Source organism: Streptomyces sp. NPDC007901 (assembly GCF_042959465.1).
In the GTDB taxonomy this organism is placed as follows: domain Bacteria; phylum Actinomycetota; class Actinomycetes; order Streptomycetales; family Streptomycetaceae; genus Streptomyces.
In genome coordinates this window covers 215,884-240,047 of the sequence record NZ_JBIBKW010000014.1, presented here as the reverse complement: position 1 = coordinate 240,047, position 24,164 = coordinate 215,884, and the positions used below count along the sequence as shown (strand labels likewise).

Below are 24,164 nucleotides of genomic sequence, written 5' to 3'. Positions count from 1 at the left end.
GGCACTGGACGAGAGTCCCGGGAGTTCCAGGAGTGGAGTTCCGGGGCATCGCGAGCCGAGCGCCGGGCATGCGCCGTAGGACCGAGTAGGACCGAGAAGAACCGACAGGACCACCCCGCCCGCCCACCATCGCAAGGGAGCACGCATGGCAACCCGTGCCGTCGCCCGTCGTAAGACCGCCACTGGCGAGGCGGCCGAATCGGCAAGCAGTGTCCGCGCCCGTGGCGTTCGCAGCCACGGCGCCGAGATCGCCGACCGCGACCTGGTCGGCATGTACCTCGACGAGATCGCGCGTACACCGCTGCTCGACGCCGCCAAGGAAGTCGAGCTGTCCCAGGCCATCGAGGCGGGTGTGTTCGCGCAGCAGGTCCTCGACGGCGAGGAGGAGTCCACGTCGGACGCCACCCGCGAGGAGTTGGAGGCGCTCGTCGCCGCCGCCGAGCGGGCGAAGGACGTCTTCATCCGCTCCAACCTCCGCCTGGTCGTGGCCGTCGCGCGGCGCTACCCGCGCAGCGGACTGCCCCTCCTCGACCTGATCCAGGAGGGCAACGCCGGCCTGGTGCGCGCCGTCGAGAAGTTCGACTACCGCAAGGGCTTCAAGTTCTCGACGTACGCCACCTGGTGGATCCGTCAGGCCATCACCCGCTCCATCGCCGACCAGTCCCGGACCATCCGGCTCCCCGTCCACCTGGTGGAGGAGCTCGGCCGGATCCGGCGCGTGCAGCGCGAGTTCAACCGTGAGCACGGCCGCGACCCGGAGCCCGCCGAGATCGCCACGGAGCTCGGCTCCACGCCGGAGCGCGTCACCGACGTGCTCGACTGGGCCCGTGACCCGGTCTCCCTGAACATGTCGGTGGACGACGACGGCGACACCCAGTTCGGCGACCTCCTGGAGGACACGTCGGCGGTCAGCCCCGAGCAGTCCGTCCTCACCCTGCTGCGCAGCGAGGAACTGGACGACCTGATCGGCCGCCTGGACCAGCGCACGGCCTCCATCATCAAGATGCGGTACGGCATCGAGGACGGCCGCGAGCGCACGCTGACCGAGGTCGGCAAGGAGCACGGCCTGACCCGCGAGCGCATTCGCCAGATCGAGAAGCACGCGCTGCTGGAGCTGAAGAAGCTGGCCCGCTCCACCGGGTTCGAGCCGGCCGCGTAAGAGGTGAGGTGCGTGGGGTCGGATGCGGGGCTCGCGTGTTTGGGGGCGCGCGAGGCCCCGCTCATCTCCGACGCGTGCGCCGGGTGGCGAAAGACGGCGCAAACATGGCGCGGTACCGCCGCTTCAAGGCTCTGGGTGTAGGGAACAACCATTCAGGGCCGGGGAGTTGAGAAACCCGGCTGCGGCTGCCGACACCTCGGCAAGACCTTCGACCTTCTCCGACGGCCCCTCAGAGAGCCACGTCCCGACGCACCATCCCCCCGGCGCCGGGACTTTCCCCGAGCCGGGCTTCGGCGCCCATCCCCCCGGGTGCCGGGGCCCGGCTCCACTCCGCACAGGCCGCACCTGCGGAAATGGTGGCCCACCCCGTACCTGAACCACGGGGTGAACCACCGGATGGCAGATTCTGCCACAGCGGCATAGCCTGCCGAGGTGAGCACCCCCAGCACCAGCGGCGACACCTCCCGGCAGGATTCCCCCGCCGCCTCCCTGACGGAGCGGCGCAAGGCGGAGACCCGGATGGAGATCGCCAGGGCGGCCGCGGGCCTCTTCGTACGGCGGGGCCTGCGGGCCACCCGCGCCGAGGACATCGCCCAGGCCGCGGGCATCGCCCCCCGCACGTTCTACCGCTACTTCGCCACGAAGGAGGAAGCGGTCGCCCCGCTCTACGCGGCGGGCGCCCGCCGCTGGGCGGAGGCGGTGCGGTCGGCCCCGGCGGCCCTCTCCGTCCCCGAGGCCCTGGAACACGCGGTGCACCACACCCTGACCCCCGGCGAGGGCGTCTCCGCGGCCTCCTGGGAATGGGTCCGCACCCTGATCCACCTGGCCGACACCAGCCCGGCCCTGCGCAAGGTGTGGGCCGAGGTGTGCCGTTCCTCGGAGGACCTCCTGACGTCGATCCTGGCGGAGCGCACGGCCACCCCCGCCGACAACGTTGCCCCGCACCCGCACCTCCGCTTCACCTCGGCGGTGGCCAGCGCGGCGGTCCGGGTGGCGGTGGAGTCCTGGGCGGCGGGCACGTCCCCCGCGTCCGGGGCGCAGGGCCCGGCTGCGCTGGCGCTGCGCAACCTGGGGGCGCTGCGCGGGTTCGCCTGGGGAGCGGGGGAGGGGGCGGGAGCGTAGCCCGTACGGCTGCTCAGCCGCGCCCACCCGCCCGGCTCAACCGGCCGCCCAACTCCCGTACGCACTCCATGAGTTCCGCAGGCTCCCGCACCGCGAACTCACACCCCACCATCACCAGTCGCACCGCCAGCCACTCCATCGGATCCCCGGTGGACCCCCGCACCACACACCACCCGGTGCCTGCCTCGTCCCCCTCGCCTCCCTCTCCTCCCTCGTCCACCGGCGTGCCCAGCCACTTCGGCAGCCGGGCCCCCACCTCCGCCGCCGTCCCGGCGAACGCGACGGCGAACTCGTACGTCTCCTGCTGCCGTTGGATCGACCGCCGCAGGTACTCCGCCGCACTCCCCGTCGGCAACTCCCGCGGCGCGAACCGCGCTCCGGTCGCGAACGGCTCGCTCACCCGGTCGACCCGGAACGTCCGCCAGTCGTCGCGGTCGAGGTCGTACGCCACGAGGTACCACCGCCGCCCGGTCGAGACCAGCCGGTACGGCTCCGCCTGCCGCCGTGTCTCGCTTCCGTCCGCCGCGCGATAGACGAACCGCAACTTCTCCCGCCCCGCCACCGCCGAGGCCATCACGGTCAGCGTCTCGGGCGCGATGCTCGCACCGTCTCCCGATGTCAGCGGAGTGGTCGCGGCCTGGAGCGTGCTCACCCGGTGCCGCAGCCGGGCCGGCAGCACCTGTTCCAGCTTGGCCAGCGCCCGTACGGACGCCTCGTCCACGCCCGCCACGGCGTGCCCGGCGCCGGCCCGCAGCCCGACCGCGATGGCCACCGCCTCCTCGTCGTCGAGCAGCAGCGGCGGCATCGCCTTCCCGGCGACCAGCCGGTACCCCCCGTCGGAGCCCTTGCTGGCCTCCACGGGATACCCCAGCTCCCGCAGCCGGTCGATATCGCGCCGCACAGTACGCCGGGACACCTGGAGCCGGTCGGCGAGTTCACCCCCGGGCCATTCGCGGGGCGTCTGGAGAAGAGACAGAAGCTGAAGCAGCCGAGCCGGAGTGTCTGTCGTCATGCGTCCGAGGATGCCGTACCACTAGGACAATATCTGGCCTAATGCGTCCTTAGGTTGACCCCATGACCTCCAGCGAGATGAGCGCCCTGAAGGGGCGCGGGGAACTGTCCACGCCGCTCCCCGCATCCCCACCCGACCGAACCCGATGGCTGGCCCTGGCCATCGTCATGACCGCGGCCTTCATGGACCTGGTCGACGTCACGATCGTCAACATCGCCATCCCCTCCATCCAGCGGGACGCCGGCGCCACCTTCAGCCAGATCCAGTGGATAACCGCCGGCTACGCCCTCGCCTTCGCGGCCGGCCTGATCACCGGCGGCCGTCTCGGCGACATTCACGGCCGCAAGCGGCTGTTCCTGGTCGGGGTCGCCGGCTTCACCCTCGCCTCGGCGCTGTGCGGCTTCGCCGCGAACCCGGAGATGCTGGTCGCCTCCCGGATCATGCAGGGCGGCATGGCCGCGATGATGGTCCCGCAGGTCCTCTCGATCGTGCACGCGACCTTCCCGGCCCACGAACGCGGCAAGGTCTTCGGCCTGTTCGGCGGGATCGTCGGCCTGGGTGCGGTTTCCGGCCCGCTGCTCGGCGCCCTTCTCACCGAGTGGAACCTCTTCGGCCTCGAATGGCGCCCGATCTTCCTGATCAACCTTCCGGTCGGTATCGCGGCCCTCCTCCTCGGCCGCCGTTACATCAGCGAATCCAAGGCCCCGCGGGCGCTGAAACTGGACCTGGTCGGCGTGGCCCTGGTGACCCTCGGACTGCTGATGCTGCTCTACCCGCTGACCCGTGGCCGCGAGCTGGGCTGGCCGCTGTGGGGGTACGCGTCGATGGCCGGCGCGCTCGTCGTCTTCGGCGTGCTGGTCGCCTACGAGCGCCGGAAGGCCGCCCGCGACGGTTCGCCCCTCATCGAAACGTCCCTCTTCACCGTGAAGAGCTTCGCCGCGGGCATCGCCGTGCAGACCGTCTTCGGTGTCGCGCTCGGTGTGTTCTTCCTGGTCTGGACGCTGTACATGCAGATCGGCCTCGGCTGGACCCCGCTGCACGCGGGCCTGACCGGGGTGCCGTTCTCCATCGCGGTGTCCGTCGCGGCCGGCATGTCCGTGCAGAAGCTGATGCCGCGCTTCGGACGCAAGGTGCTCCAGGCGGGGGCCCTGCTGATGGGCCTCGGTGTGCTGCTCTACATCTGGGAGTCCGACCGCTACGGCCTCGCCATCGCGTCCTGGCAGATGGCCCTGCCGCTGGTCGTGATGGGCGCGGGCATGGGCCTGATCGTCGCCCCGCTGACCGACGTGGTGCTGTCGGAGGTGCCGCGCGAGCACGCCGGTTCCGCGTCCGGGCTGATCAACACCGTCCAGCAGATGGGCAACGCGCTCGGCCTCGGCCTGGTCTCCGTCGTCTTCTTCGGGGTCATCGGCGACCGGCTCACCCCGGCCGAGGTCGGCCCGGCCTTCGCCCACGCCTTCCGGCACGCGCTGGTCTGGGTGGCCGTCGTCATGGCCGTGATCTTCCTGCTGATGTCCGCCCTGCCCAAGCGCCCGGCACAGCATCTGGAAGGCGGCGACACCGATGAGCCGCTCCCGACGGCGGAGTCGGCGGGCGAACTCGTCCACTGACGGTCTGACCAGCGGCGAGGGGCCCGGTACCGGAAGGTGCCGGGCCCCTCGTTATGGGTTCGGAAGTCCGATCATGTCCGATTGAGGCCCGAACCTGTTTACTTTCTGGAAATCCGGGCGTAGCCTCCCTGCGAAACCACAAGTTCGGGCATAAGTCAGACGCAGTCGGACATGGACCGGACAGCAGTCGGACGTATCGTGGAGCGGAGGCGCAGGGGCATGTACGCACCGGAGCGGCAGCAGGAGATTCTCCGGCTCGCCCGTGACGGCGGCCGGGTGGACGTCGTGTCGCTCGCCGAGGAGTTCCAGGTCACGCAGGAGACGATCCGCCGCGACCTGAAGGCCCTCGACCGCGCCGGCCTCGTCCGCCGGGTGCACGGCGGCGCCATCCCGGCCGGACGCCTCGACTTCGAGCCGGACCTCGCCGAGCGCGAGTCCACCTCGGCCGACGAGAAGGACCGCATCGCCAAGGCCGCCGTCCCGGAGCTGCCGACCGAGGGCACCTTGATCCTCGACGCCGGTTCGACGGTCGCCCGGCTCGCCGCGGCCATCCCGCTGGACGCGGAGCTCACCGTCGTCACCCACAGCCTCCCCATCGCGGCCCGCCTCGCCGACCACCCGGGCATCCAGCTCCACCTGGTCGGGGGGCGCGTACGGCACCGTACGCGCGCCGCCGTGGACGCCTGGGCGCTCCGCGCGTACAGCGAGATCCGCGCCGACGTCCTTTTCGTCGCCGCCAACGGCTTCTCCGCCGAGCAGGGCCTCACCACCCCCGACCTCGCCGAGGCCGCGGTCAAGCGGGCGGCCGTCGCCGCGGCCCGCCGGGTGGTCCTGCTCGCCGACTCCGCCAAGCACGGCCAGGAGCACTTCGCCCGCTTCGGCGACATGGGCGACGTGGACCTGCTGATCACCGACAGCGGACTGAGCCCCGAGGACGCCACCGCCATCGAGCGCGGCGGCACGGAAGTAGTACGAGCATGAGCACCACGAGCGCCACGAACGGTACGGGCATGATCCTCACCGTCACCCCCAACCCCTCCCTCGACCGCACCTACGAGGTGCCCGCCCTGGAGCGCGGCGAGGTCATCCGGGCCACCGGCGAACGCATGGACCCCGGTGGCAAGGGCGTGAACGTCTCCCGTGCCGTCGCGGCCGCCGGGCGGCGCACGGTCGCCGTGCTGCCCCTGGGTGGTGCGCCGGGCGCGCTGGTCGCCGACCTGCTGGACGCGCAGGGCATCGAGGTCGCGCCGGTCCCGGTCGCCGGAGCCACCCGCTCCAACATCGCGCTCGCCGAGTCCGACGGGGTGCTCACCAAGATCAATGCGCCCGGTCCCGAACTGTCCGCGGAGGAGCAGGAGCTACTGCTGGACACCGTCCGCGAGCAGTCCCGCGACGCCGACTGGATCGCCTGCTGCGGCAGCCTGCCGCGCGGGCTCGCACCCTCCTGGTACGCCGATGTCGTCGCCCGGGCGCACGCCGGGGGCGCGCGGATCGCGCTGGACACCTCGGGGCGCGCGCTGCTCGAGGCGCTGCGCGAGCAGCCCGACGTGGTGAAGCCGAACGCCGAGGAGCTCGCCGAGGCCGTCGGGCGCCCCCTGGCGACGGTGGGCGATGCGCTGAAGGCGGCCGAGGAGTTGCGGGGCATGGGCGCACGCGCCGTCCTCGCCAGCCTGGGCGCCGACGGCCAGCTCCTGGTGGAGGACGCGGGCGCCTGGTTCGCGAGCGCCCGGGTGGACACCGTCCGCAGCAACGTCGGCGCCGGCGACTCCTCCCTCGCCGGTTTCCTGATCGCCGGCGGCAGCGGCCCCCGGGCCCTCGCCTCGGCCGTCGCCCACGGCGCCGCCGCCGTCCAGCTGCCCGGCAGCGTGATGCCCACCCCCGCCGACCTGGACCCGGCGTCGGTCACCGTCACCGACCGCGTCCCCGTCGACCGCGAACTGACGGAGCCGGTGTCATGAACGTCCAGACCGTGGATACGACGACCCGCGCGGCCGCGCTCCTCCCCGGCGCCGCCCGCCGACAACCGGCCCAGGAGCGGCGAGGTCCCTCGTTACTCGCCGCGCCGACGGGCCGTCGGGGCACCCTGAGCCGCCCCGCCGTCCCCGGGAGGCGGGGCTTCCCCGGCCCCGTCTCCCACCCCGCCCCCCACGGCACCCCCGTCCCCACCCCCGCCCACCCCACACCCCGGGCGATACGCGTGCATAGGAGCCCGCGATGAGCGACATGATCACCGCGGACCTGGTCGATCTCGACCTGTCCGCCGATACGAAGGAAGCGGCGGCGCGCGCCCTCGCCGAGCGCATGGTGAGCCTGGGCCGGGTGACCGACCTGGAGGGCTTCCTCGCCGACGTGGCCGCCCGCGAGGCGCAGATGCCGACCGGCCTCGACGGCGGCATCGGCATCCCGCACTGCCGCAGCGCCCATGTCACCGAGCCGACGCTGGCCTTCGGGCGCAGCGCCGCCGGCATCGACTTCGGCGCCCCGGACGGCCCCGCCGACCTGATCTTCCTGATCGCGGCCCCGGCCGGCGCCGACGACGCCCACCTCACGATCCTCTCCGCCCTGGCCCGTCAGCTGATGAACAGCGAGTTCACGGACGCGCTGCGGTCGGCGGGCGACGCGGAGACGGCGGCGGCGCTGATCCGCGGCGACGAGGCGCCGGCGAAGGGCGCGGAGTCCGCCGCGGGCTCCGCGAGCGCCTCCCAGAACACCGCTGCGGCGCCGGCGGCGGCCTCCGCCGGCACCGCAGCGGCCAGCTCCAGCGCGGGCGCGGCGTCGGGCACGGGTTCGGGCGCGGGCACGGGCTCGGAAGCGGCCGGGCGCCCCTTCCGTATCGTCGCCGTCACCTCCTGCCCGACCGGTATCGCCCACACCTACATGGCGGCCGAGTCCCTGGAGAACGCGGGCCGCGAGGCGGGTGTCGAGCTCGTCGTCGAGACGCAGGGCTCGGCCGGCTTCACCCGGCTCGACCCCGAGGTCATCGCGGCGGCGGACGGCGTGATCTTCGCGCACGACGTCCCCGTTCGCGAGAAGGACCGCTTCGCCGGCAAGCCCACCGTCGACGTCGGCGTGAAGGCGGGCATCAACCGCCCCGCCGAGCTGATCGGCGAGGTGCGGGAGCGGGCGGCCCGTGGCGAGGTGACGTCCGGTTCCGCGCCGTCCACGCCGGTCGAACGCGCCGGTGACCCCGGCGAGGGCTACGGCACCAAGCTGCGCAAGTGGCTGATGTCCGGCGTCAGCTACATGGTCCCGTTCGTCGCGGCCGGCGGTCTGCTGATCGCCCTCGGCTTCGCGATCGGCGGCTACAAGGTCAACAAGGCACCGTCGGTGATGGACCACTTCGTGTGGACCCAGGGCGACAGCTGGGCCGCCCTGCTCTTCCAGATCGGTGTCGTCTCCTTCGGCTTCCTGGTCCCGGTCCTCGCGGGCTACATCGCCTACGGCATGGCGGACCGGCCCGGTCTGGTCCCCGGTTTCGTGGGCGGCATGATCGCCTCCACCATCAACGCGGGCTTCCTCGGCGGCCTGGTCGCCGGTCTGCTGGCCGGTGGCGTGGTGATGGGAATCCAGCGGATCAACATCCCGGCGGCGCTGCGCGGCATCATGCCGGTGGTGGTGATCCCGCTGATCTCCTCGGCGATCGTCGGGTTCCTGATGTTCGTCGTGGTCGGCAAGCCCATCGCCTCCGCCCAGAAGGGCATGACCGACTGGCTGAACGGCCTCTCCGGCTCCAACGCCATCCTGCTCGGCGCCCTGCTCGGCCTGATGATGTGCTTCGACCTCGGCGGCCCGGTCAACAAGGTCGCGTACACCTTCGCCACCGCCGGTATCGCGGTCTCCAACCCCAGTGACTCCGCGATGAAGATCATGGCGGCCGTCATGGCGGCCGGCATGGTCCCGCCGCTGGCGATGGCCCTGGCCACCACCGTGCGCGGCAAGCTCTTCACCCAGACCGAGCGCGAGAACGGCAAGGCCGCCTGGGTCCTGGGCGCCTCCTTCATCTCCGAGGGCGCCATCCCGTTCGCCGCGGCCGACCCGCTGCGCGTCATCCCGTCCTCGATGGTCGGCGGCGCGGTCACCGGCGCCCTGTCGATGGCCTTCGGCGCCACCCTGCGCGCCCCGCACGGCGGCATCTTCGTGGTCCCGCTGATCGGCAACCCGTTCCTCTACCTGATCGCCATCGCCGCCGGTGTCTGCGTCACCACGGCCCTGGTCGTCGTCCTGAAGGGCCTGCGCAAGCCGGTCGGGCAGTCCTCGGCGGGCGGCTCCGCGGCCGGGACGGCCGCCGCCGCGAAGGAGGCCAAGCAGCCGGTCGCGGCCTGACACCGCACCGTCTTGTCCCCTTAGTTCGCTGTGAGTTGTTCACAGCACCTGCGAGATACGTCACGGTCCGGGACAAAAGTCCCGGACCGTGGTGTGTACTGGGGCGTATGCCTGCGCACGACTCAACCCTCCAGCTGATCGGCATGGCCGCGCTCACCCTGGCGACCATCGCCTGGGCGGTCGTCGTGACGCGTCTGCTGCGCCGCAACCGCCGCGCGGCCCTCGCCTGGCACGCGGGCCGGGTACTCCCCGTCCTCCCGCACCAGGAGCAGGCCGGTCCGCCCCGCGAGTCCGTGGAACTGACCCCGGCCGAACAGGACGCCTTCGCCGGCCTGGTACGCCGGCTCGGCGGCCGCTGAGGCCCCCGGACCTCTCCGGACCCTTCCGGTCCGCTAGACCCGCCGCTCCATCGCGTCCCTGGCCGCGTCCTCCGTCGGGTACACCTCGCACCGGTGGCGGCCGTCCGGGGTCGCCGTGTGCTCGACTTCCCACAGGGACAGCTCCCGGCCGTCCCGCAGCAGGAACGCGTGCTCGTAGAGCGAGAAGCTCAGACCCGCACGCCCCGCCCGTCCCGCCCGCCCCGGGCGTCCGAACGCCTGGGTGATCTGGTGCGCGAACGCCGACGTCAGCACCTGGGCCGTCTCCGCGTCCGGCCGGTCGGCGTTCTCCGCGCGGCGCAGCAGCCTGCGCGCGTGGTCCGCGGAGTCGTCCGGCACGTACACATGCCGGGGCTCGGGGACCGGCGCCAGGGTCGTCAGCACCGGCAGCTCGAAGTCCGGGGCGTCCGGCGGCAGCGGCAGCCGGGCGGTCGCCGCCCGCAGCTCCTCCTCGTCGACGTACACCTCGTGCTGCGGGTCGCTGCCCGGCGCGGTGTTGTGCACGAGCTCCCACAGCGTGACCGCCGAGCCGTCGGCCAGCAGCCAGGTGTGCCGGTACGTCTCCCGGTGCAGCCCCGCGCTGTGGTGCGCGGAGTGCAGCGAACTGTCCTGCGCCAGCGCGCAGTCCAGCTGCCTTATGGCCTCGTCCGGCAGCTCGAAGGAGTTCAGGGCACGACCGAGGAGTCGCGCGAGGTGCTCCTCCGGAGACTCGGGCGACTCGGCTGGTTCGTACGCTGCCGTCTCGTACGGAACGCTCAAGGTTTCTCCCGGCGTTGCTGCATGTCACCTTGTGGGTGCATACCGTAGCCCCTCGGTCGGACATCATGTCCGGGAACCGAGAAAACGTACGCCGGGAAAACGCGCGGGCCGCGCGAAAAGTTCCCGCGCGGTCCGACGATCCGTCAAAAGCGGCCGGTCACACGGCGCTTCCGGCGGTCCAGTCGCTCCACGACAGATTCCATCCGTTGAGGCCGTTGTCCGGCTGCACGGTCTTGTCGGGGGAGTTCTTCACGATCACGACGTCCCCGATGAGGGAGTTGTCGTAGAACCACTTGGCCGTGGTGTCGCCCTGGGCGCCCTGCACGTCCGCGAGCCCCACGCAGCCGTGGCTGGTGCCCTCGCGCCCGAACGGCGGGTTGGACTTGTTGTACCAGTAGTTGCCGTGGATGAACGTCCCCGACGTCGTCAGGCGCATCGCGTGCGGCACGTCCGGGATGTCGTACTCCCCGCCGAGGCCCACCGTCTGGCTGTTCATCCGGGTCTGGGTGAACTTCTCGGAGATCACCATCTGCCCGTTGTACGTCGTGTGTTCCGGGCTGCCCGTGGACACCGGCACCGACTTGAGGACCTTGCCGTCCCGCACCACGGTCATGGTCTGCGTGTTCGCGTCCACCGTGGAGACCTGCGAACGGCCGACGGTGAACGACACCGTCTTCTTCTGCACCCCGTAGACGCCGTTCGCGCCCTCGACCCCGTCCAGGTCGATCTTCATCGTGACCTTGGAGCCGGCCTTCCAGTAGTCCTGCGGCCGGAAGTCCAGGCGCTGCGCCCCGAACCAGTGCCCCACGACCTGCTGGCCGCTGCTGGAGGTGACCGTGATGTGCGACTGCACGGCCTTCTTGTCGGTGATGACCTTGTCGAAGTTGAACGACACCGGCATCCCCACGCCGACCGTCGTCCCGTTGTCCGGGGTGTACGTGCCGATGTAGCTGTTCGCCGAATTGACCGTGGTGAAGATGGAGTTGGCCGCCGCCGTGAGCCCCTTGGAGTCCTTGGCGGTCGCCGATATCTCGTACTTCGTGCCGCGCTCCAGCTGCTCCTTCGGCTTCCAGACGCTGCCGTCCGCCGAGATGGTGCCCTCCACGGCCTGCCCCGACCCCGACACGGTCATCTTCACGTCGGTCAGCTTGCCGTCGCTGACCTGCACGCCGGTCGTGTTGATGGACGCGCCGGTCGAGCCGTCCTTCGCCGAGATCACGATCTTCGCCGTGGACGTCTTGGCGGCGCTGTCCTGCCCGCCGCCCTTGCTGTCGTTGGTCTTGGCGTCGGCGTTGCCACCGCAGGCGGTGAGGGTGAGGGCGCCGACCATCAGGGCGGCACAGGCCCCCAGTACGCGCCGCGCTGCAATGTCCGGCGTTGTCACGGGCTGCTCCAGTTCCTTGTGATGTGCGTGATCCGCTACAAGTCGTGGAGATAGAGGGCGCCGGTGCGGGGCGGGGTTCCCCCGAACGGCCGCGAACGCCATCACGTGACAGAACCGGGACAATCGACAGGAACGCGCAAGGTTCCGGGCGCGCCCCGCCGCGGTCATTGCTTCTTGTGCGACTCCCCCCGCGACTCCCCGTACAGCTCCTCGTACGAGGGCCACACTCCGCCCGGTCCGTCCACCGACTCGGCGGCCCGCACGGCGCGCACGATCGCGCGCGTCACCAGGTCCGCGCCGGCCGCGAGGATCTCGTTGAGCGCGAGCGGGTGCTCGCCCAGCGGCTGTGCGCCGGTGGCCAGCGCGAACACCGTGTCCCCGTCGTTGAGCAGGTGCACCGGCCGGATGGCGCGCGCGATGCCGTCGTGCGCCGTACCGGCGAGCTTCTGCGCCTGTGCCTTGGAGAGCTGGGCGTCGGTGGCGACCACCGCGAGCGTGGTGTTGAGCAACGGCGGCGCGTTCTTGGCGGCGGCCTCCGCGAGCCGCCGGCGCGCGCTCTCGTGCACCCGCGGCTCCGGGAAATCCGCTCGCCCCTGGAACAACTCCCCGTACAGCGCGCCGGTCTCGGGCTGCAGCACCGCCCCGGCCGGGTTGGCGACCACCAGCGCGCCCACCGTGATCCCGGAGTCCAGTACGACGCTCGCGCTGCCGATCCCGCCCTTCAGCCCGCCGGCCACCGCACCCGTACCGGCGCCCACGCATCCTTCCCGCACCCGCGCCCCGGGCGCGCTCGCCGCAGCCGCCTCCACCGCCGCCCGCCCCAGCGCCGCGTCCGGCCGGGCCCGGAAGTCCCCGCCCCGGGCCAGGTCGAAGACGCAGGCGGCCGGCACCACGGGCACGACATGCGTCGGGCCGGCCCCGACCCGCACCCCGCGCCCCTGTTCCTCCAGCCAGGCCATCACGCCGGACGCCGCGTCGAGCCCGTAGGCACTCCCGCCGGTGAGCACGATCGCGTGCGCCCGCTGCACCACGTTGCGCGGATCCAGCGCGTCGGTCTCCTTGGTGCCGGGGCCGCCGCCGCGCACGTCCACGGCGGCGACCGCGCCCTCCTCGGGGGGCAGGACCACCGTCGTACCGGTGAGCCAGCCCTCGCCGCTGCGGGTGGCGTGTCCCACGCGCAGCCCGGCCACGTCCGTCAATGCGTCAACCGTCATGGCGGCCAGTCTGGCCCAGCCCGCGGGGTTCGGACGCGGTTCCCGACCGGTCAGGAGGCGGCCGCGGTGGCGTTCGCCGGGCGCTCGCGGGCGGCCGTGCGCGCCGTCAGGGTCGTCCCGGTCGCCACTGCCAGCGCGGAGACGATGCCCGCCGCCGGCACCGCCCAGTCGCCCAGGAAGGTGCAGCAGAGCACCAGCACCGCGGTGACCGGCAGCACCAGCTGCTGGGCGAGGCCGACCTTGAAGTGCCGTGAGTGCAGCGCCCACACGGTCAGCAGGTACAGCGCCGTCGGCAGGGTCACGGCCAACGAGGCGGCCTGCGTCGAGATGTGCGCCTTGCCGACCGTCTCCTCGACGGCCACCTCCAGACCCGCGCCGATCGAGGCCGCCGACGCGAAGATCAGATAGTGGCCGTAACCCCACAGGAACGACTCCCTGTTGGAGCGCAGATGGCCGTGGATCGGCACCACGAAGTAGATCCACCAGGCGGAGAAGACGATCAGCAGGCCGCCCGCCGCGATCGGCAGCAGCTCGCCCAGCGCGTCGTGCTCGGCCGCGGCCGACCTCACGGCGACCGTCGCCGCCGCGATCGTCTCGCCGAGCACGATGATGGTGAAGAGCCCGAAGCGCTCGGCGATGTGGTGCGGGTGCCAGGAGGTGCTGCAGTCCTTCTCCGCGTACAGCGGCACGGACAGCTCGGCGATCGCCATCACCAGGAACACCCAGGGGCGCGCGTGCTCCGGCAGCACCACCAGTCCGACCCAGCCGACCTGGCACAGCAGTACGCCGCCGACGTACCGGAGCGCCATGGTCCGCTCCGCGCCCTCGGCCCCGCGCGCGGCTCTCAGCCACTGCGAGGCGAGCGCCATCCGCATGATCACGTAGCCGATCAGGACCAGGGCGTAGTCGTGGTCGGCGAAGGCTCGCGAGACCCCGGCCGCCAGCACCAGCACGCCGGCGATCTGGACCAGGGTGACGACCCGGTAGAGCACGTCGTCGTTGTCGTACGCCGAGGCGAACCAGGTGAAGTTCATCCAGGCCCACCAGATGGCGAAGAAGATCATCGCGTAGTTCAGGACGCCCTCGCCCGCGTGGCCGGCCGCCACGGCGTGCACCAGCTCCGAGCCCGCCTGTGCGATCGCCACCACGAAACACAGGTCGAAGAAGAGCTCGAGCGGCGAGGAGACGCGGTGGGCCTCCTTCCGGCCACGCGCGGTGAGCCGGCGCAGCGGCCGGTGGGGCTGGGGCGCGCCCTGGGGAGCGGGCGCCGGAGCGGAACTCGACGTCATGCCCCCCAGCACAGCAGAAAACCGCGGCGATATCTTGCCCGGGAGCGCCCGGCAGGCTGCCGGGCGGCGGGGCTGCCTGCGGGGGCGGTGGGGGCGGTGGGGCCTGGGAGGGCGGCTCGGCCGGGCCGGAACCGTACGGACCGTACCCTTGAGGCATGAGTACCGCCCCCGAGCCCGAGCCGCGCGACCCGAAGGCCGCGCTGATCTTCGACGACCCGCTGGACCGGCAGTCGTCGGACGACACGGACCGCGGCTGGGGCGACCGCCCGTCGGGCGACTCCGCGGCCGACCCGGCGGCCGACCTCAGGCGATTCCTCGACGAGAAGCCGCCCCACCACCTCTGAGCCGCCCGCGCCGCCGCTAGCGCTGGTTGTGGCCGTTGCCGCGCTGCGCGACCAGGGCGTCGCGGATCTCCTTCAGCACCTCCAGCTCGGACACCTCGATGACCTCGTGCGTGCCCTCCTTCGCCTTCCTGCGGGCCTCCACCCGGGCCAGGTACTTCGCCATCGGCAGGACCATCAGGAAGTACACGACCGCCGCGGTGATCACGAAGGAGAGCGTGGCCCCCAGGACCGAGCCCCACATGATCTGGACACCGCTCTTCACGGTGCCGTCCGCGTTCAGCGTGCACGGCTCCTTGATGCACGTGCTGTAGCTGTCGAGGTTCTGCGTGCCGATCGCCCCGACCAGCGGGTTGATGAGCCCCTTCACCACCGAGTTGACGATGTTCGTGAAGGCGGCGCCGATGACCACCGCGACCGCCAGATCGACGACGTTGCCGCGCATCAGGAAGGCCTTGAAACCCTCCCAGACGCTCGGTTCCTTCTTCTCGCTCACCTCGGGGACTCTCCTTGTGTGCACAGGGTGTGGAACAAAACGCTCCGCAACCTACGTCACCCTGCGGCCATTGCGCCCAACCCGGTAGCTTGAAAGGGCGACTTGACAGCATTCGGCCGAGAAATCTCCCCAGGTTGTTCAGCACAGCGTCACCGCCAGCCGCGCCGTGGCGCTCGCACCGACCAGCCGCGCGGCCGTGGCCCGCGGGACCGAGAGCACGACCAGCGCCCCGCTCTCGGCGGCTCCGTCCGCCGGCCGGGGCAGCTTCGTGACCCGGACCCCGCGCGCGATCACCCGGGCCTCCCCGCCCCGCGCCGGATCCCCGGCCGCGATGACGTCCACCCGGTCGCCGGGGCGCAGCAGCAGCACGGTGGCCGCGTCCGCGATCCGCACCGGTGCCGTCACCATGTCCACGGGCGGGGCGTGCCGTCGTAGGGGCGGCTGGGTGACCGGATGGCCCCGGGGCCGCTCGGCGGCGTGCGCGGGATCCGTGGCGGCCCGGGGGACCGCCGCGACCAGTGCCGCCGCCGTGACTGCCAGACCGGCCGCGAGGGCCCGCCCGCGGTGCCGCAGCAGCCGCCCCGGCAGATACCGCCCGCCGCGCACCCGCACCGGCTCGAAGTGCGGGACCTCGCAGGTGGCGGGGGCGTCCGTGCCCAGCGGGCGTGGGACACGAAGCGGCGGCGGGACGGCGGGGGAGGGGACGGAGGAGCGCGAGGAGAGGGAGGAGAGGGAGGCGAGAGAGGCGAGGGAGGGGGACGGGGGAACGGACACGTGGACCACCACCTGCGACGAGGAATCGGCTTGCGGAGCCACGATGGGGCCGCGCGCCGGAATCCGCCGGAGCCGGTGGGTTACCCACGGGTTGTGGACAACTCCGCCACCCGGACGAGGGGGCGAGAGGAGGAGGGTGCGCTACGGCAGGGCGAACCCCGGATCCATGCCGCCGAGCGCGCTCGCGCACAGGCAGTCCCGGGCGGTGTTCTCCGGCAGGGCCGCCACCGCGTCGAAGAGCACGCCCCGCAGCCGGTCCACGTTGGCCGCGAACACCCGCAGCACCTCGTCGTGCGAGACGCCCTCGCCGGTCTCGGCGCCCGCGTCCAGGTCCGTGACCAGGGTCAACGACGCGTAGCAGAGCTCCAGTTCCCGGGCGAGCGCCGCCTCGGGGTGGCCGGTCATACCCACCACGGACCAGCCCTGCGCCTGGTGCCACAGGGATTCGGCGCGGGTCGAGAAGCGCGGCCCCTCGATCACGACCAGCGTGCCCCCGTCCACCGGCGCCCAGTCCCGGCCGCGGGCCGCCTTCAGCGCGGCGGCCCGGCCGGTGGGGCAGTAGGGGTCGGCCAGCGACACGTGCACCACGTTCGGCACGGTGCCGTCGGGCAGCGGCAGTCCGTCGAAGTAGGACTGCGCCCGGGACTTCGTACGGTCCACCAGCTGGTCCGGCACGAGCAGCGTGCCCGGCCCGTACTCGGGGCGCAGACCGCCCACCGCGCACGGGCCGAGCACCTGGCGCACGCCGACGGAGCGCAGCGCCCAGAGGTTGGCCCGGTAGTTGATGCGGTGCGGCGGCAGATGGTGGCCGCGTCCGTGGCGGGGGAGGAAGGCGACCCGGCGGCCGGCGATCTCGCCGAAGAAGAGGGAGTCGCTGGGCGGCCCGTAGGGGGTGTCGACCTGGACCTCGGTCACGTCGTCGAGGAACGAGTAGAAGCCGGAGCCGCCGATTACGCCGATCTCTGCGTTCACCATGCCCCGCACACTAGCTGGCCGCCCCGGCGGCCAGGAGCGGTGGCCGGGGAACGCTTCGGACCCCGCCGTCACCTGACGGCGGGGTCCGAGGGGATCCGAGGGGAGGGGCCTCAGGCGGCGGAGCTGCTGGTGGAGCCCGACGAGGACGAAGAAGAGGACGTCGACGAGGACGAGGTCGACGACTTAGTGTCGGACGACTTCGACTCGGACGACGTGCTCGACGAGCCGGAGCCCGACGACTTCGACGCGGGGCTGCTGCTCGACGAGGAGCCGCGGCTGTCGTTGCGGTAGAACCCCGAGCCCTTGAAGACAATGCCTACGGCGGAGAACACCTTCTTCAGGCGGCCACCGCAGTTGGGGCACTCGGTCAGGGCGTCGTCGGTGAACTTCTGCACCGCCTCGAGGCCCTCGCCGCACTCGGTGCACTGGTACTGGTAGGTCGGCACTGTCTTCCTCCTGGCACTCTCACTCGATGAGTGCTAACGACGGTCCATAGTGACGTATTCCTGAGGATCAGTCCACCGTCACCGGCACTCGGTGACCGACGCCACGTGCGACCGTACGGTTCCGGGGCCGGGTGACGAGCCGGGATCGGAGTGCCAGCAGGGTCGCCAGGGCGAGCAGGGTGCCGGCCATCGGCACCAGGAACCCGGCGCCGCCCCACAGGCGGTCCTCCAGCTGTCCGGCGACCGTGACGGCGGCCGCCTGGCCGAGCGCGACGGCGCCGGTCAGCCAGGTGAAGGCCTCCGTGCGGGAACCGGCCGGGACCAGGCCCTCGACCAGCGTGTAGCCGGTGATCAGCGCGGGCGCGATGCACATGCCGACCAGCAGGCCGAGGCCCGCGAGAACGAGCACGGAGTGGGACGTCCACAGCGCCGACGCGGTCAGCGCGAGCGTCGCGTAGCCGGCGACCAGGCGGCGGTGCGGGGCGGCCTTCCAGGCGATCGCGCCGCAGACGATGCCCGAGAGCATGTTCCCCGCGGCGAAGGTGCCGTACAGGACGCCGTTCAGGCCGGGCTCGCCGATCGACTCGGTGAACGCCGCGAGGGAGACCTGCATGCCGCCGAAGACGGACCCGATGCCCAGGAAGACGGCGATCAGGACGCGCACGCCGGGGACGCGGAGCGCGGAGGCGTGCCGCACGCGCGCGTGGCCGGCGTCGGTCACCGTCGGCTGGGTGCCCCGCTGAGCGGCGAACAGCAGGCCGCCGAAGAGGGTCAGCGCGGCCTCGGTGACCAGGCCGGCGGCCGGTGTCACGGCGGTGCACAGGGCGGTCGCGAGCAGCGGGCCGAAGACGAAGGTGAGCTCGTCGGTGACGGACTCGAAGGCGGCCGCGGTGGGCATCAGGGGCGAGTCCTGGAGCTTCACGCCCCAGCGGGCCCGCACCATGGGGCCGACCTGCGGCACCGAGGCGCCGGTCGGCACGGCCGCGACGAACAGCGCCCACAGGGGCGCGTGCGCCAGCGCGAGCGCCGTCAGGCCGAGACCGGACAGGGTGTGGACGAGGGCGCCGGGGATCAGCACCGCGCGCTGCCCGTGGCGGTCGGCCAGGCGGCCGCTGTAGGGCGCGAAGAGCGCCATGGAGACGCCGGTGACGGCCGCGGCGGCACCCGCGGCGCCGTACGAACCGGTCGTGTGCTGGACGAGCAGCACGATGGAGATGGTGAGCATCGCGAACGGCTGGCGCGCCGCGAAGCCGGGGAGCAGGAACGTCCAGGCGCCGCGGGTGCGCAGCAGCTGTCCGTAGCCCGGGCGGGACGGGGCCGCCGGGTCGTCCTTCGACGGCTCGGTGGTGACCGTGGATGCCACGGCCCGTGCCTTTCTGCCGCCTGGTAGCGCGCCCGTGCGGGGGCGCCGAGAGCTGTCCTCTTGCGCGGAACTGCGGTAGATACCGGCGCCCACTACGAGGAGTGATCCGGCCGCCATACGGTCGCGCCAGCTCTGCGTCAGGCAGAGTTGGTTCGATCAGGGTGCTTTCATCGTACAGGGCCGAAGGTCGCGTACACCTGTGAAAACGGGCACCTTCAGGGGTGTTCACCTGGGATTGGCGGGGGTGTGAACCGCCCGAAACATGCCCTTAACGCACGCCCGTCGTCCCGTTCGTGCCCAGCCAGCCGGCGAGCTTGCCGCCGTGGCCGACCGCGCGCAGCCGGCGCTCCGCCGCGTCCCGCACCGGGTCGGTGGCGACGACGAGGAGTTCGTCCCCGCGCCGCAGCGCCGTCGTGGGCAGCGGAACAAACGATTTTCCTTCGCGGACGACCAGGGTGACGGCGGCCCCGGCGGGCAGCCGCAGCTCGTTGACCTCGACGCCGTGCATCAGCGAGCCCTCGGGGATCGAGACGGACAGCAGATGCCCGCGCAGCCGCTCCAGGGGCGCGGACTCGATGCCGAGGTCGGCCGCCTCCGGGCCCTCGCCGAGCCGCAGCTTGCGGGCCAGCCAGGGCAGCGTCGGCCCCTGGACGAGCGTGTAGACGACGACCAGGACGAAGACGATGTTGAAGATCCGGTGGGTGGAGTCGACGCCGTTCACCATGGGGATCGTCGCCAGGATGATGGGCACGGCACCGCGCAGCCCGGCCCAGGACATCAGGGTCTGCTCCGACCAGGGCACCCGGAACGGCGCGAGGCTCAGGATCACGCTCAGCGGACGGGCCACCATGGTGAGCACAAGGCCGATGACCAGGGCGGGCACGATGTCGTCGCCGAGCTCGTGCGGGGTGACCAGCAGGCCGAGCAGGACGAACATGCCGATCTGGGCGATCCAGCCGAGCCCCTCGGCGAAGCCGCGGGTGGCGGGCCAGTGCGGCAGCTTGGCGTTGCCGAGCACCATGGAGGCGAGGTAGACGGCGAGGAAGCCGCTGCCGTGCGCCAGCGCGCCGGCGGCGTACGCGGTGACCGCGATGGCCATCACGGCGATCGGGTAGAGGCCGGAGGCGGGCAGGGCGACGTGCCTGAGGCCCCAGGAGCCGAGCCAGCCGACCGCGAGGCCCATGGTCATGCCGATGCCCAGCTCCAGGGCTATCTCGCCGATCAGGATGTACCAGTGCTGGACCGGGCCCGCGGTGGAGAAGGCGACGACCAGGATGACCACCGGGGCGTCGTTGAAGCCGGACTCCGCCTCCAGGGTGCCCGTCACCCGCGCGGGCAGCGGGATGCGCCGGAGCACCGAGAACACCGCCGCCGCGTCCGTCGAGGACACCACCGCCCCGATGACGAGCGCCTGCCGCCATTCCAGCCCCACCAGGTAGTGCGCGCCCGCGGCGGTGACGCCGACGCTCACCCCGACCCCGACCAGGGCCAGCACGGAGGCGGACGCCAGGACGGGTTCGACCTCCTTCCACTTCGTGCCGAGACCGCCCTCGGCCAGGATCACGACCAGGGCCGCGTACCCGATGAGCTGGGTCAGTTCGGCGTTGTCGAAGTGGATGTCGCCGATGCCGTCCTGGCCCATGAGGACGCCGATCCCCAGGTATACGAGCAGGCTGGGGAGCCCGCTGCGGGAGGAGACCCGGACGGCCGCGACGGCGACGAGCAGGACCACGGAGCAGACGAGCAGGAGCTGGTTGAGGTGGTGGACGGTCAGCGGCGGTTCCCTTCCTTGGCTCACGCGCGGGCGGCGCGGAAGCTCACGTGCACAGACCCGAGGCTGCGGTACACCGCACCCAAGTACTTCGTTACCTTACCTAACTCTTGACGTTTTCTTGACGCTTCGCGCGGCAAGATCGAACGCCCGTGCTTGCGGGTTCCCCACTCCGGGTCAAGTGCCGTGGGGCCCTGCGCCTATGGTTGCTCCAGCGCTCAGTCAAATGCACAAGCCCGCCTGCCGCTCGCGTTAGGACAGCAAGGACAGCGATGCCCCCCAACACCACCGCCACATCGGGTGACAAGCCTGGCAAGTCCGGCAGGAAAAAGGGGCGCAAAGCCCGACTCGTCGTGTTGGTGCTGGTCCTGGCCGTCATCGGCGGTATCGCCTTCGGGGCCTACTGGTCGATCAGCACGGTCCGCGCGTCCTTCCCGCAGACCAAGGGTTCGATCACGCTCAAGGGCCTCTCCGGACCCGTGACCGTGAAGCGGGACGGCTACGGGATCCCGCAGATCTACGCCTCGACCGACGCGGACCTGTTCATGGCGCAGGGCTACGTCCAGGCGCAGGACCGGTTCTACGAGATGGACGTGCGCCGGCACATGACCTCGGGGCGCCTGTCGGAGATGTTCGGCAAGGGCCAGGTGAAGAACGACGAGTTCCTGCGCACGCTGGGCTGGGACCGGGTCGCCAAGGAGGAGTACGACACCAAGCTGTCGGACTCCACGAAGAAGTACCTCCAGGCCTACTCCAAGGGGGTCAACGCCTACCTCGCCGGCAAGGACGGCAAGGAAATCTCCCTGGAATACGCGGCCCTCGGGTTCACCAACGACTACAAGCCCGAGCAGTGGACCCCCGTCGACTCGGTCTCCTGGCTGAAGGCGATGGCCTGGGACCTGCGCGGCAACATGCAGGACGAGATCGACCGCGCCCTGATGACCAGCCGCCTGGGCCCGCAGCAGATCAAGGACCTCTACCCGGACTACCCGTACAGCCGCAACAAGGCGATCGTCCAGGAGGGCCAGTACGACAAGCTCACCAAGACGTTCCAGCAGAGCGGCTCCACAAGCGGCTCCGGGACCTCCACGGGCACGAGCGGCTCGACAACCTCGTCGTCCACCGGTTCGGCGGTCACGAGCCAGCTGGCGGGCCTCTACAACGTCCTGGACGACGTCCCCACGGCCGTCGGCGTGAACGGCCAGGGCATCGGCTCCAACTCCTGGGTCGTCGCGGGCAAGTACACCATCACCGGCAAGCCGCTGCTCGCCAACGACCCGCACCTGTCGGCCTCGCTGCCCTCCGTCTGGTACCAGATGGGCCTGCACTGCACCACGGTCTCCAGCAAGTGCCAGTACGACGTCACCGGTTACACCTTCGCCGGCATGCCCGGCGTGGTCATCGGCCACAACGGCGACATCGCGTGGGGCATGACCAACTCCGGTGTCGACGTCACCGACCTCTACCTGGAGAAGCTCTCCGGCGACGGCTACCTGTACGACGGCAGGACCAAGCCCTTCACGACCCGCGAGGAGACCATCAAGGTCGCCGGCGGGACCTCGAAGAAGATCGTCGTACGGCAGACCGCCGACGGGATGCCCCTGCTGTCCGACCGAGACGACGAACTCGTCCAGGTCGGAAAGAAGGCGAGCGTCGACACCGCGGCACCCGACCGCGGCGACGGCTACGGCATCGCCCTGAAGTGGACCGCCCTGGACGCGGGCACCACCATGGACGCCGTCTTCGCCCTCGACAAGGCGAGCGACTGGAACAGCTTCCGCGCCGCGGCCGCCCAGTTCGACGTGCCCTCGCAGAACCTGATCTACGCCGACACCAAGAACAACATCGGCTACACGCTGCCGGGCAAGATCCCCACCCGCTCCTCGGCCGACGACGGCTCCATCCCGGCACCGGGCTGGGACCCCAAGTACAAGTGGACCGGGTACATCAAGCAGGACGAGCTGCCCTACGAGTACAACCCGGAGCGCGGCTACATCGTCACCGCCAACCAGGCCGTGATCGACAAGGACGAGTACCCCTACACGCTCACCACGGACTGGGGCTACGGCACCCGCAGCCAGCGCATCACCGACCTGATCGAGTCGAAGATCAAGGACGGCGGCAAGATCTCCACGGACGACATGCGCCAGATGCAGACGGACAACAGCAGCGAGATCGCCAAGCTGCTGGTGCCCAAGCTGCTGAAGATCAACCTGGACGACAAGGACGTCCGGGACGCGCAGAAGCTCCTGGAGGGCTGGGACTACACCCAGGACGCCGACTCCGCGGCGGCCGCCTACTTCAACGCGGTCTGGCGCAACATCCTCAAGCTCGCCTTCGGCAACAAGCTGCCCAAGGAGCTGCGGGTCAAGGGCCAGTGCCTGTGGGTCGACAAGATCGACAGCACCGGCCCGGTCGACGACGACACCAAGGTGCGCGAGTGCGGCGAGCGTGACGCCGACCAGGCCCAGCCGGACGGCGGCGACCGCTGGTTCGAGGTGGTCCGCACCCTCATGGACCAGCCGAACAGCGACTGGTGGAAGACGCCGGCCGGAGCGGGTGACCGCAACAAGGCCGACAACATGAACGAGCTGTTCCGGCGCGCCATGGTCGACGCCCGCTGGGAGCTGACCGCCAAGCTCGGCAAGGACATCGACACCTGGAACTGGGGCCGGCTGCACCGCCTGTTCCTGAAGAACCAGACCCTCGGCACCGACGGCCCGAGCATCATCCAGTACGTCCTCAACCGGGGTCCCTGGAAGCTCAGCGGCGGCGAGGCCACGGTCAACGCGACCGGCTGGAACGCGGCCGGCGGCTACGGCGTCGTCTGGGTCCCCTCCATGCGGATGGTCGTCAACCTCGACGACCTCGACAAGTCCAAGTGGATCAACCTCACAGGGGCCTCCGGCCACGCCTTCAGCGCCCACTACACGGACCAGACGGGCAAATGGGCCGACGGTGAGCTGCTCTCCTGGTCGTTCTCGGACAAGGCGGTCGACGACAGCACCAGCGACACCCTCGTCCTCAAGCCCTGAGGCGGACAGGCACACACCGCCGAAACGGCCCTCCACGCACGCGTGGAGGGCCGTTTCGCACGAGGGCGGCTCAGGGGCTCACGAACCGGCGGGCGCCCGACGGCGTCACCACCGCCTGGACCGGCCGGTCGTGCGCCTCGGCGGGCACGCGCCCGACGACCTCCGTGTCGTACAGCAGCACCACGAGCGCGGGGTGCGCGCCCGCGCGTTCCAGACGGGCCAGCACGCGGTCGTACGACCCTCCGCCGCGCCCCAGGCGCATCCCGCGCGTGTCCACCGCGAGCCCCGGCAGCAGGACGACGTCGGCGGCGAGCACGGCGTCCGGCCCCAAGCGTTCGCCGCAGGGTTCGAACAGCGCCATTTTTCCGCCGTGTTGAACGCGGGCGAGGGAACCCTCCCCGGCGTACGCGCCCCAGTCCAGGTCGTGGTCGGGCAGGAGGGCGGGCAGCAGGACGCGCACCCCCCGCGTGAGCAGGGCGTCCAGCAGCGGGAGCGTGCCGGGCTCGCTGCCGACGGAGACGTACGCCGCCACCGTGTGTGCCCGGGCCACCTCGGGCAGTTCCAGCGCGTGCGCGGCCAGCGCGTCGGCCGCCTCCCTGACGACATCCGTCGTCAACCTGTTTCTCACCCCGGCGCATTCTCGCCGCAATGTTCGCTTGTCAGTCTCGCCCCCGGGATCACTGTGCTGCACTGGTCGTCCCCGCATCCTTTCCA

21 protein-coding genes are annotated in these 24,164 nt (G+C 71.5%); 9 read left to right on the top strand and 12 right to left on the bottom strand.

Features of this window, described 5'->3' with window-relative positions:
* Window positions 1-145 precede the first annotated feature (145 nt).
* Window positions 146-1,159, top strand: coding sequence for a sigma-70 family RNA polymerase sigma factor (locus ACFZDK_RS37460; RefSeq protein ID WP_390979106.1), 1,014 nt, complete (start codon window positions 146-148; stop codon window positions 1,157-1,159).
* 519 nt (window positions 1,160-1,678) lie between these two features.
* Complete coding sequence (locus ACFZDK_RS37455) at window positions 1,679-2,281, top strand: TetR family transcriptional regulator (protein WP_390979174.1); 603 nt, start codon at window positions 1,679-1,681, stop codon at window positions 2,279-2,281.
* 13 nt (window positions 2,282-2,294) lie between these two features.
* Here ACFZDK_RS37455 and ACFZDK_RS37450 read toward each other — a convergent pair whose 3' ends face one another.
* Window positions 2,295-3,293, bottom strand: coding sequence for a WYL domain-containing protein (locus tag ACFZDK_RS37450; RefSeq protein WP_390979104.1), 999 nt, complete (start codon window positions 3,291-3,293; stop codon window positions 2,295-2,297).
* A gap of 62 nt (window positions 3,294-3,355) precedes the next feature.
* Here ACFZDK_RS37450 and ACFZDK_RS37445 point away from each other — a divergent pair, with 62 nt between their 5' ends.
* From ACFZDK_RS37445 to ACFZDK_RS37425, 5 genes are all read left to right on the top strand, one after another.
* Window positions 3,356-4,903, top strand: coding sequence for a DHA2 family efflux MFS transporter permease subunit (locus ACFZDK_RS37445; protein WP_390979102.1), 1,548 nt, complete (start codon window positions 3,356-3,358; stop codon window positions 4,901-4,903).
* Window positions 4,904-5,122: 219 nt separating this feature from the next.
* Window positions 5,123-5,884: a DeoR family transcriptional regulator gene (locus ACFZDK_RS37440; protein ID WP_390979100.1), complete on the top strand. Its 762-nt coding sequence runs from the start codon at window positions 5,123-5,125 to the stop codon at window positions 5,882-5,884.
* Window positions 5,885-5,913: 29 nt separating this feature from the next.
* Window positions 5,914-6,861 (top strand): 1-phosphofructokinase, encoded by a 948-nt coding sequence (gene pfkB, locus ACFZDK_RS37435; RefSeq protein ID WP_390979172.1) that lies wholly within the window; start codon window positions 5,914-5,916, stop codon window positions 6,859-6,861.
* A 256-nt stretch (window positions 6,862-7,117) separates the two neighbouring features.
* The gene (locus ACFZDK_RS37430; protein ID WP_390979098.1) at window positions 7,118-9,226 is read left to right on the top strand and encodes a fructose-specific PTS transporter subunit EIIC; all 2,109 of its coding nucleotides are present in this window, start codon (window positions 7,118-7,120) and stop codon (window positions 9,224-9,226) included.
* 107 nt (window positions 9,227-9,333) lie between these two features.
* Window positions 9,334-9,585, top strand: coding sequence for a hypothetical protein (locus tag ACFZDK_RS37425; RefSeq protein ID WP_390979096.1), 252 nt, complete (start codon window positions 9,334-9,336; stop codon window positions 9,583-9,585).
* Window positions 9,586-9,618: 33 nt separating this feature from the next.
* Here the strand turns inward: ACFZDK_RS37425 and ACFZDK_RS37420 are convergent, their stop codons facing one another.
* The 4 genes from ACFZDK_RS37420 to ACFZDK_RS37405 form a co-directional block, all read right to left on the bottom strand.
* The gene (locus tag ACFZDK_RS37420) at window positions 9,619-10,362 is read right to left on the bottom strand and encodes a DUF6227 family protein (RefSeq protein ID WP_390979094.1); all 744 of its coding nucleotides are present in this window, start codon (window positions 10,360-10,362) and stop codon (window positions 9,619-9,621) included.
* Window positions 10,363-10,519: 157 nt separating this feature from the next.
* Entirely contained in the window at window positions 10,520-11,746 is a 1,227-nt protein-coding gene (locus tag ACFZDK_RS37415; protein WP_390979092.1) for an Ig-like domain-containing protein, read from the bottom strand.
* A gap of 164 nt (window positions 11,747-11,910) precedes the next feature.
* Window positions 11,911-12,960, bottom strand: a complete 1,050-nt coding sequence (locus ACFZDK_RS37410; RefSeq protein WP_390979090.1) for a P1 family peptidase — start codon at window positions 12,958-12,960, stop codon at window positions 11,911-11,913.
* A 50-nt stretch (window positions 12,961-13,010) separates the two neighbouring features.
* Window positions 13,011-14,249: a low temperature requirement protein A gene (locus tag ACFZDK_RS37405; RefSeq protein WP_390979088.1), complete on the bottom strand. Its 1,239-nt coding sequence runs from the start codon at window positions 14,247-14,249 to the stop codon at window positions 13,011-13,013.
* Between the two features lie 155 nt (window positions 14,250-14,404).
* On the opposite strand from ACFZDK_RS37405, the gene ACFZDK_RS37400 reads away from it, so the two are divergent.
* A complete protein-coding gene (locus ACFZDK_RS37400) occupies window positions 14,405-14,593 on the top strand; it encodes a hypothetical protein (RefSeq protein ID WP_390979086.1) in 189 nt (62 codons plus the stop codon).
* Between the two features lie 16 nt (window positions 14,594-14,609).
* Here ACFZDK_RS37400 and mscL read toward each other — a convergent pair whose 3' ends face one another.
* The 6 genes from mscL to ACFZDK_RS37370 all read right to left on the bottom strand — a co-directional run bounded on the left by mscL (window position 14,610) and on the right by ACFZDK_RS37370 (window position 20,442).
* The gene (gene mscL, locus ACFZDK_RS37395; RefSeq protein WP_390979084.1) at window positions 14,610-15,086 is read right to left on the bottom strand and encodes a large conductance mechanosensitive channel protein MscL; all 477 of its coding nucleotides are present in this window, start codon (window positions 15,084-15,086) and stop codon (window positions 14,610-14,612) included.
* Window positions 15,087-15,224: 138 nt separating this feature from the next.
* Window positions 15,225-15,860: a hypothetical protein gene (locus tag ACFZDK_RS37390; protein WP_390979082.1), complete on the bottom strand. Its 636-nt coding sequence runs from the start codon at window positions 15,858-15,860 to the stop codon at window positions 15,225-15,227.
* Between the two features lie 141 nt (window positions 15,861-16,001).
* Window positions 16,002-16,835, bottom strand: a complete 834-nt coding sequence (locus ACFZDK_RS37385; RefSeq protein WP_390979080.1) for an S-methyl-5'-thioadenosine phosphorylase — start codon at window positions 16,833-16,835, stop codon at window positions 16,002-16,004.
* 110 nt (window positions 16,836-16,945) lie between these two features.
* Entirely contained in the window at window positions 16,946-17,281 is a 336-nt protein-coding gene (locus ACFZDK_RS37380; RefSeq protein ID WP_390979077.1) for an FmdB family zinc ribbon protein, read from the bottom strand.
* A gap of 67 nt (window positions 17,282-17,348) precedes the next feature.
* Window positions 17,349-18,644 carry an MFS transporter gene (locus tag ACFZDK_RS37375; protein WP_390979075.1) on the bottom strand — a complete coding sequence of 432 codons (1,296 nt, stop codon included), beginning with the start codon at window positions 18,642-18,644 and terminating at the stop codon, window positions 17,349-17,351.
* Between the two features lie 268 nt (window positions 18,645-18,912).
* Window positions 18,913-20,442 (bottom strand): potassium/proton antiporter, encoded by a 1,530-nt coding sequence (locus ACFZDK_RS37370; RefSeq protein WP_390979073.1) that lies wholly within the window; start codon window positions 20,440-20,442, stop codon window positions 18,913-18,915.
* 245 nt (window positions 20,443-20,687) lie between these two features.
* Between ACFZDK_RS37370 and ACFZDK_RS37365 the strand changes: the two genes are divergently transcribed.
* Window positions 20,688-23,450 carry a penicillin acylase family protein gene (locus tag ACFZDK_RS37365; protein ID WP_390979071.1) on the top strand — a complete coding sequence of 921 codons (2,763 nt, stop codon included), beginning with the start codon at window positions 20,688-20,690 and terminating at the stop codon, window positions 23,448-23,450.
* A 70-nt stretch (window positions 23,451-23,520) separates the two neighbouring features.
* Here the strand turns inward: ACFZDK_RS37365 and ACFZDK_RS37360 are convergent, their stop codons facing one another.
* Window positions 23,521-24,156, bottom strand: coding sequence for a 5-formyltetrahydrofolate cyclo-ligase (locus ACFZDK_RS37360; protein ID WP_390979069.1), 636 nt, complete (start codon window positions 24,154-24,156; stop codon window positions 23,521-23,523).
* Window positions 24,157-24,164 lie beyond the last annotated feature (8 nt).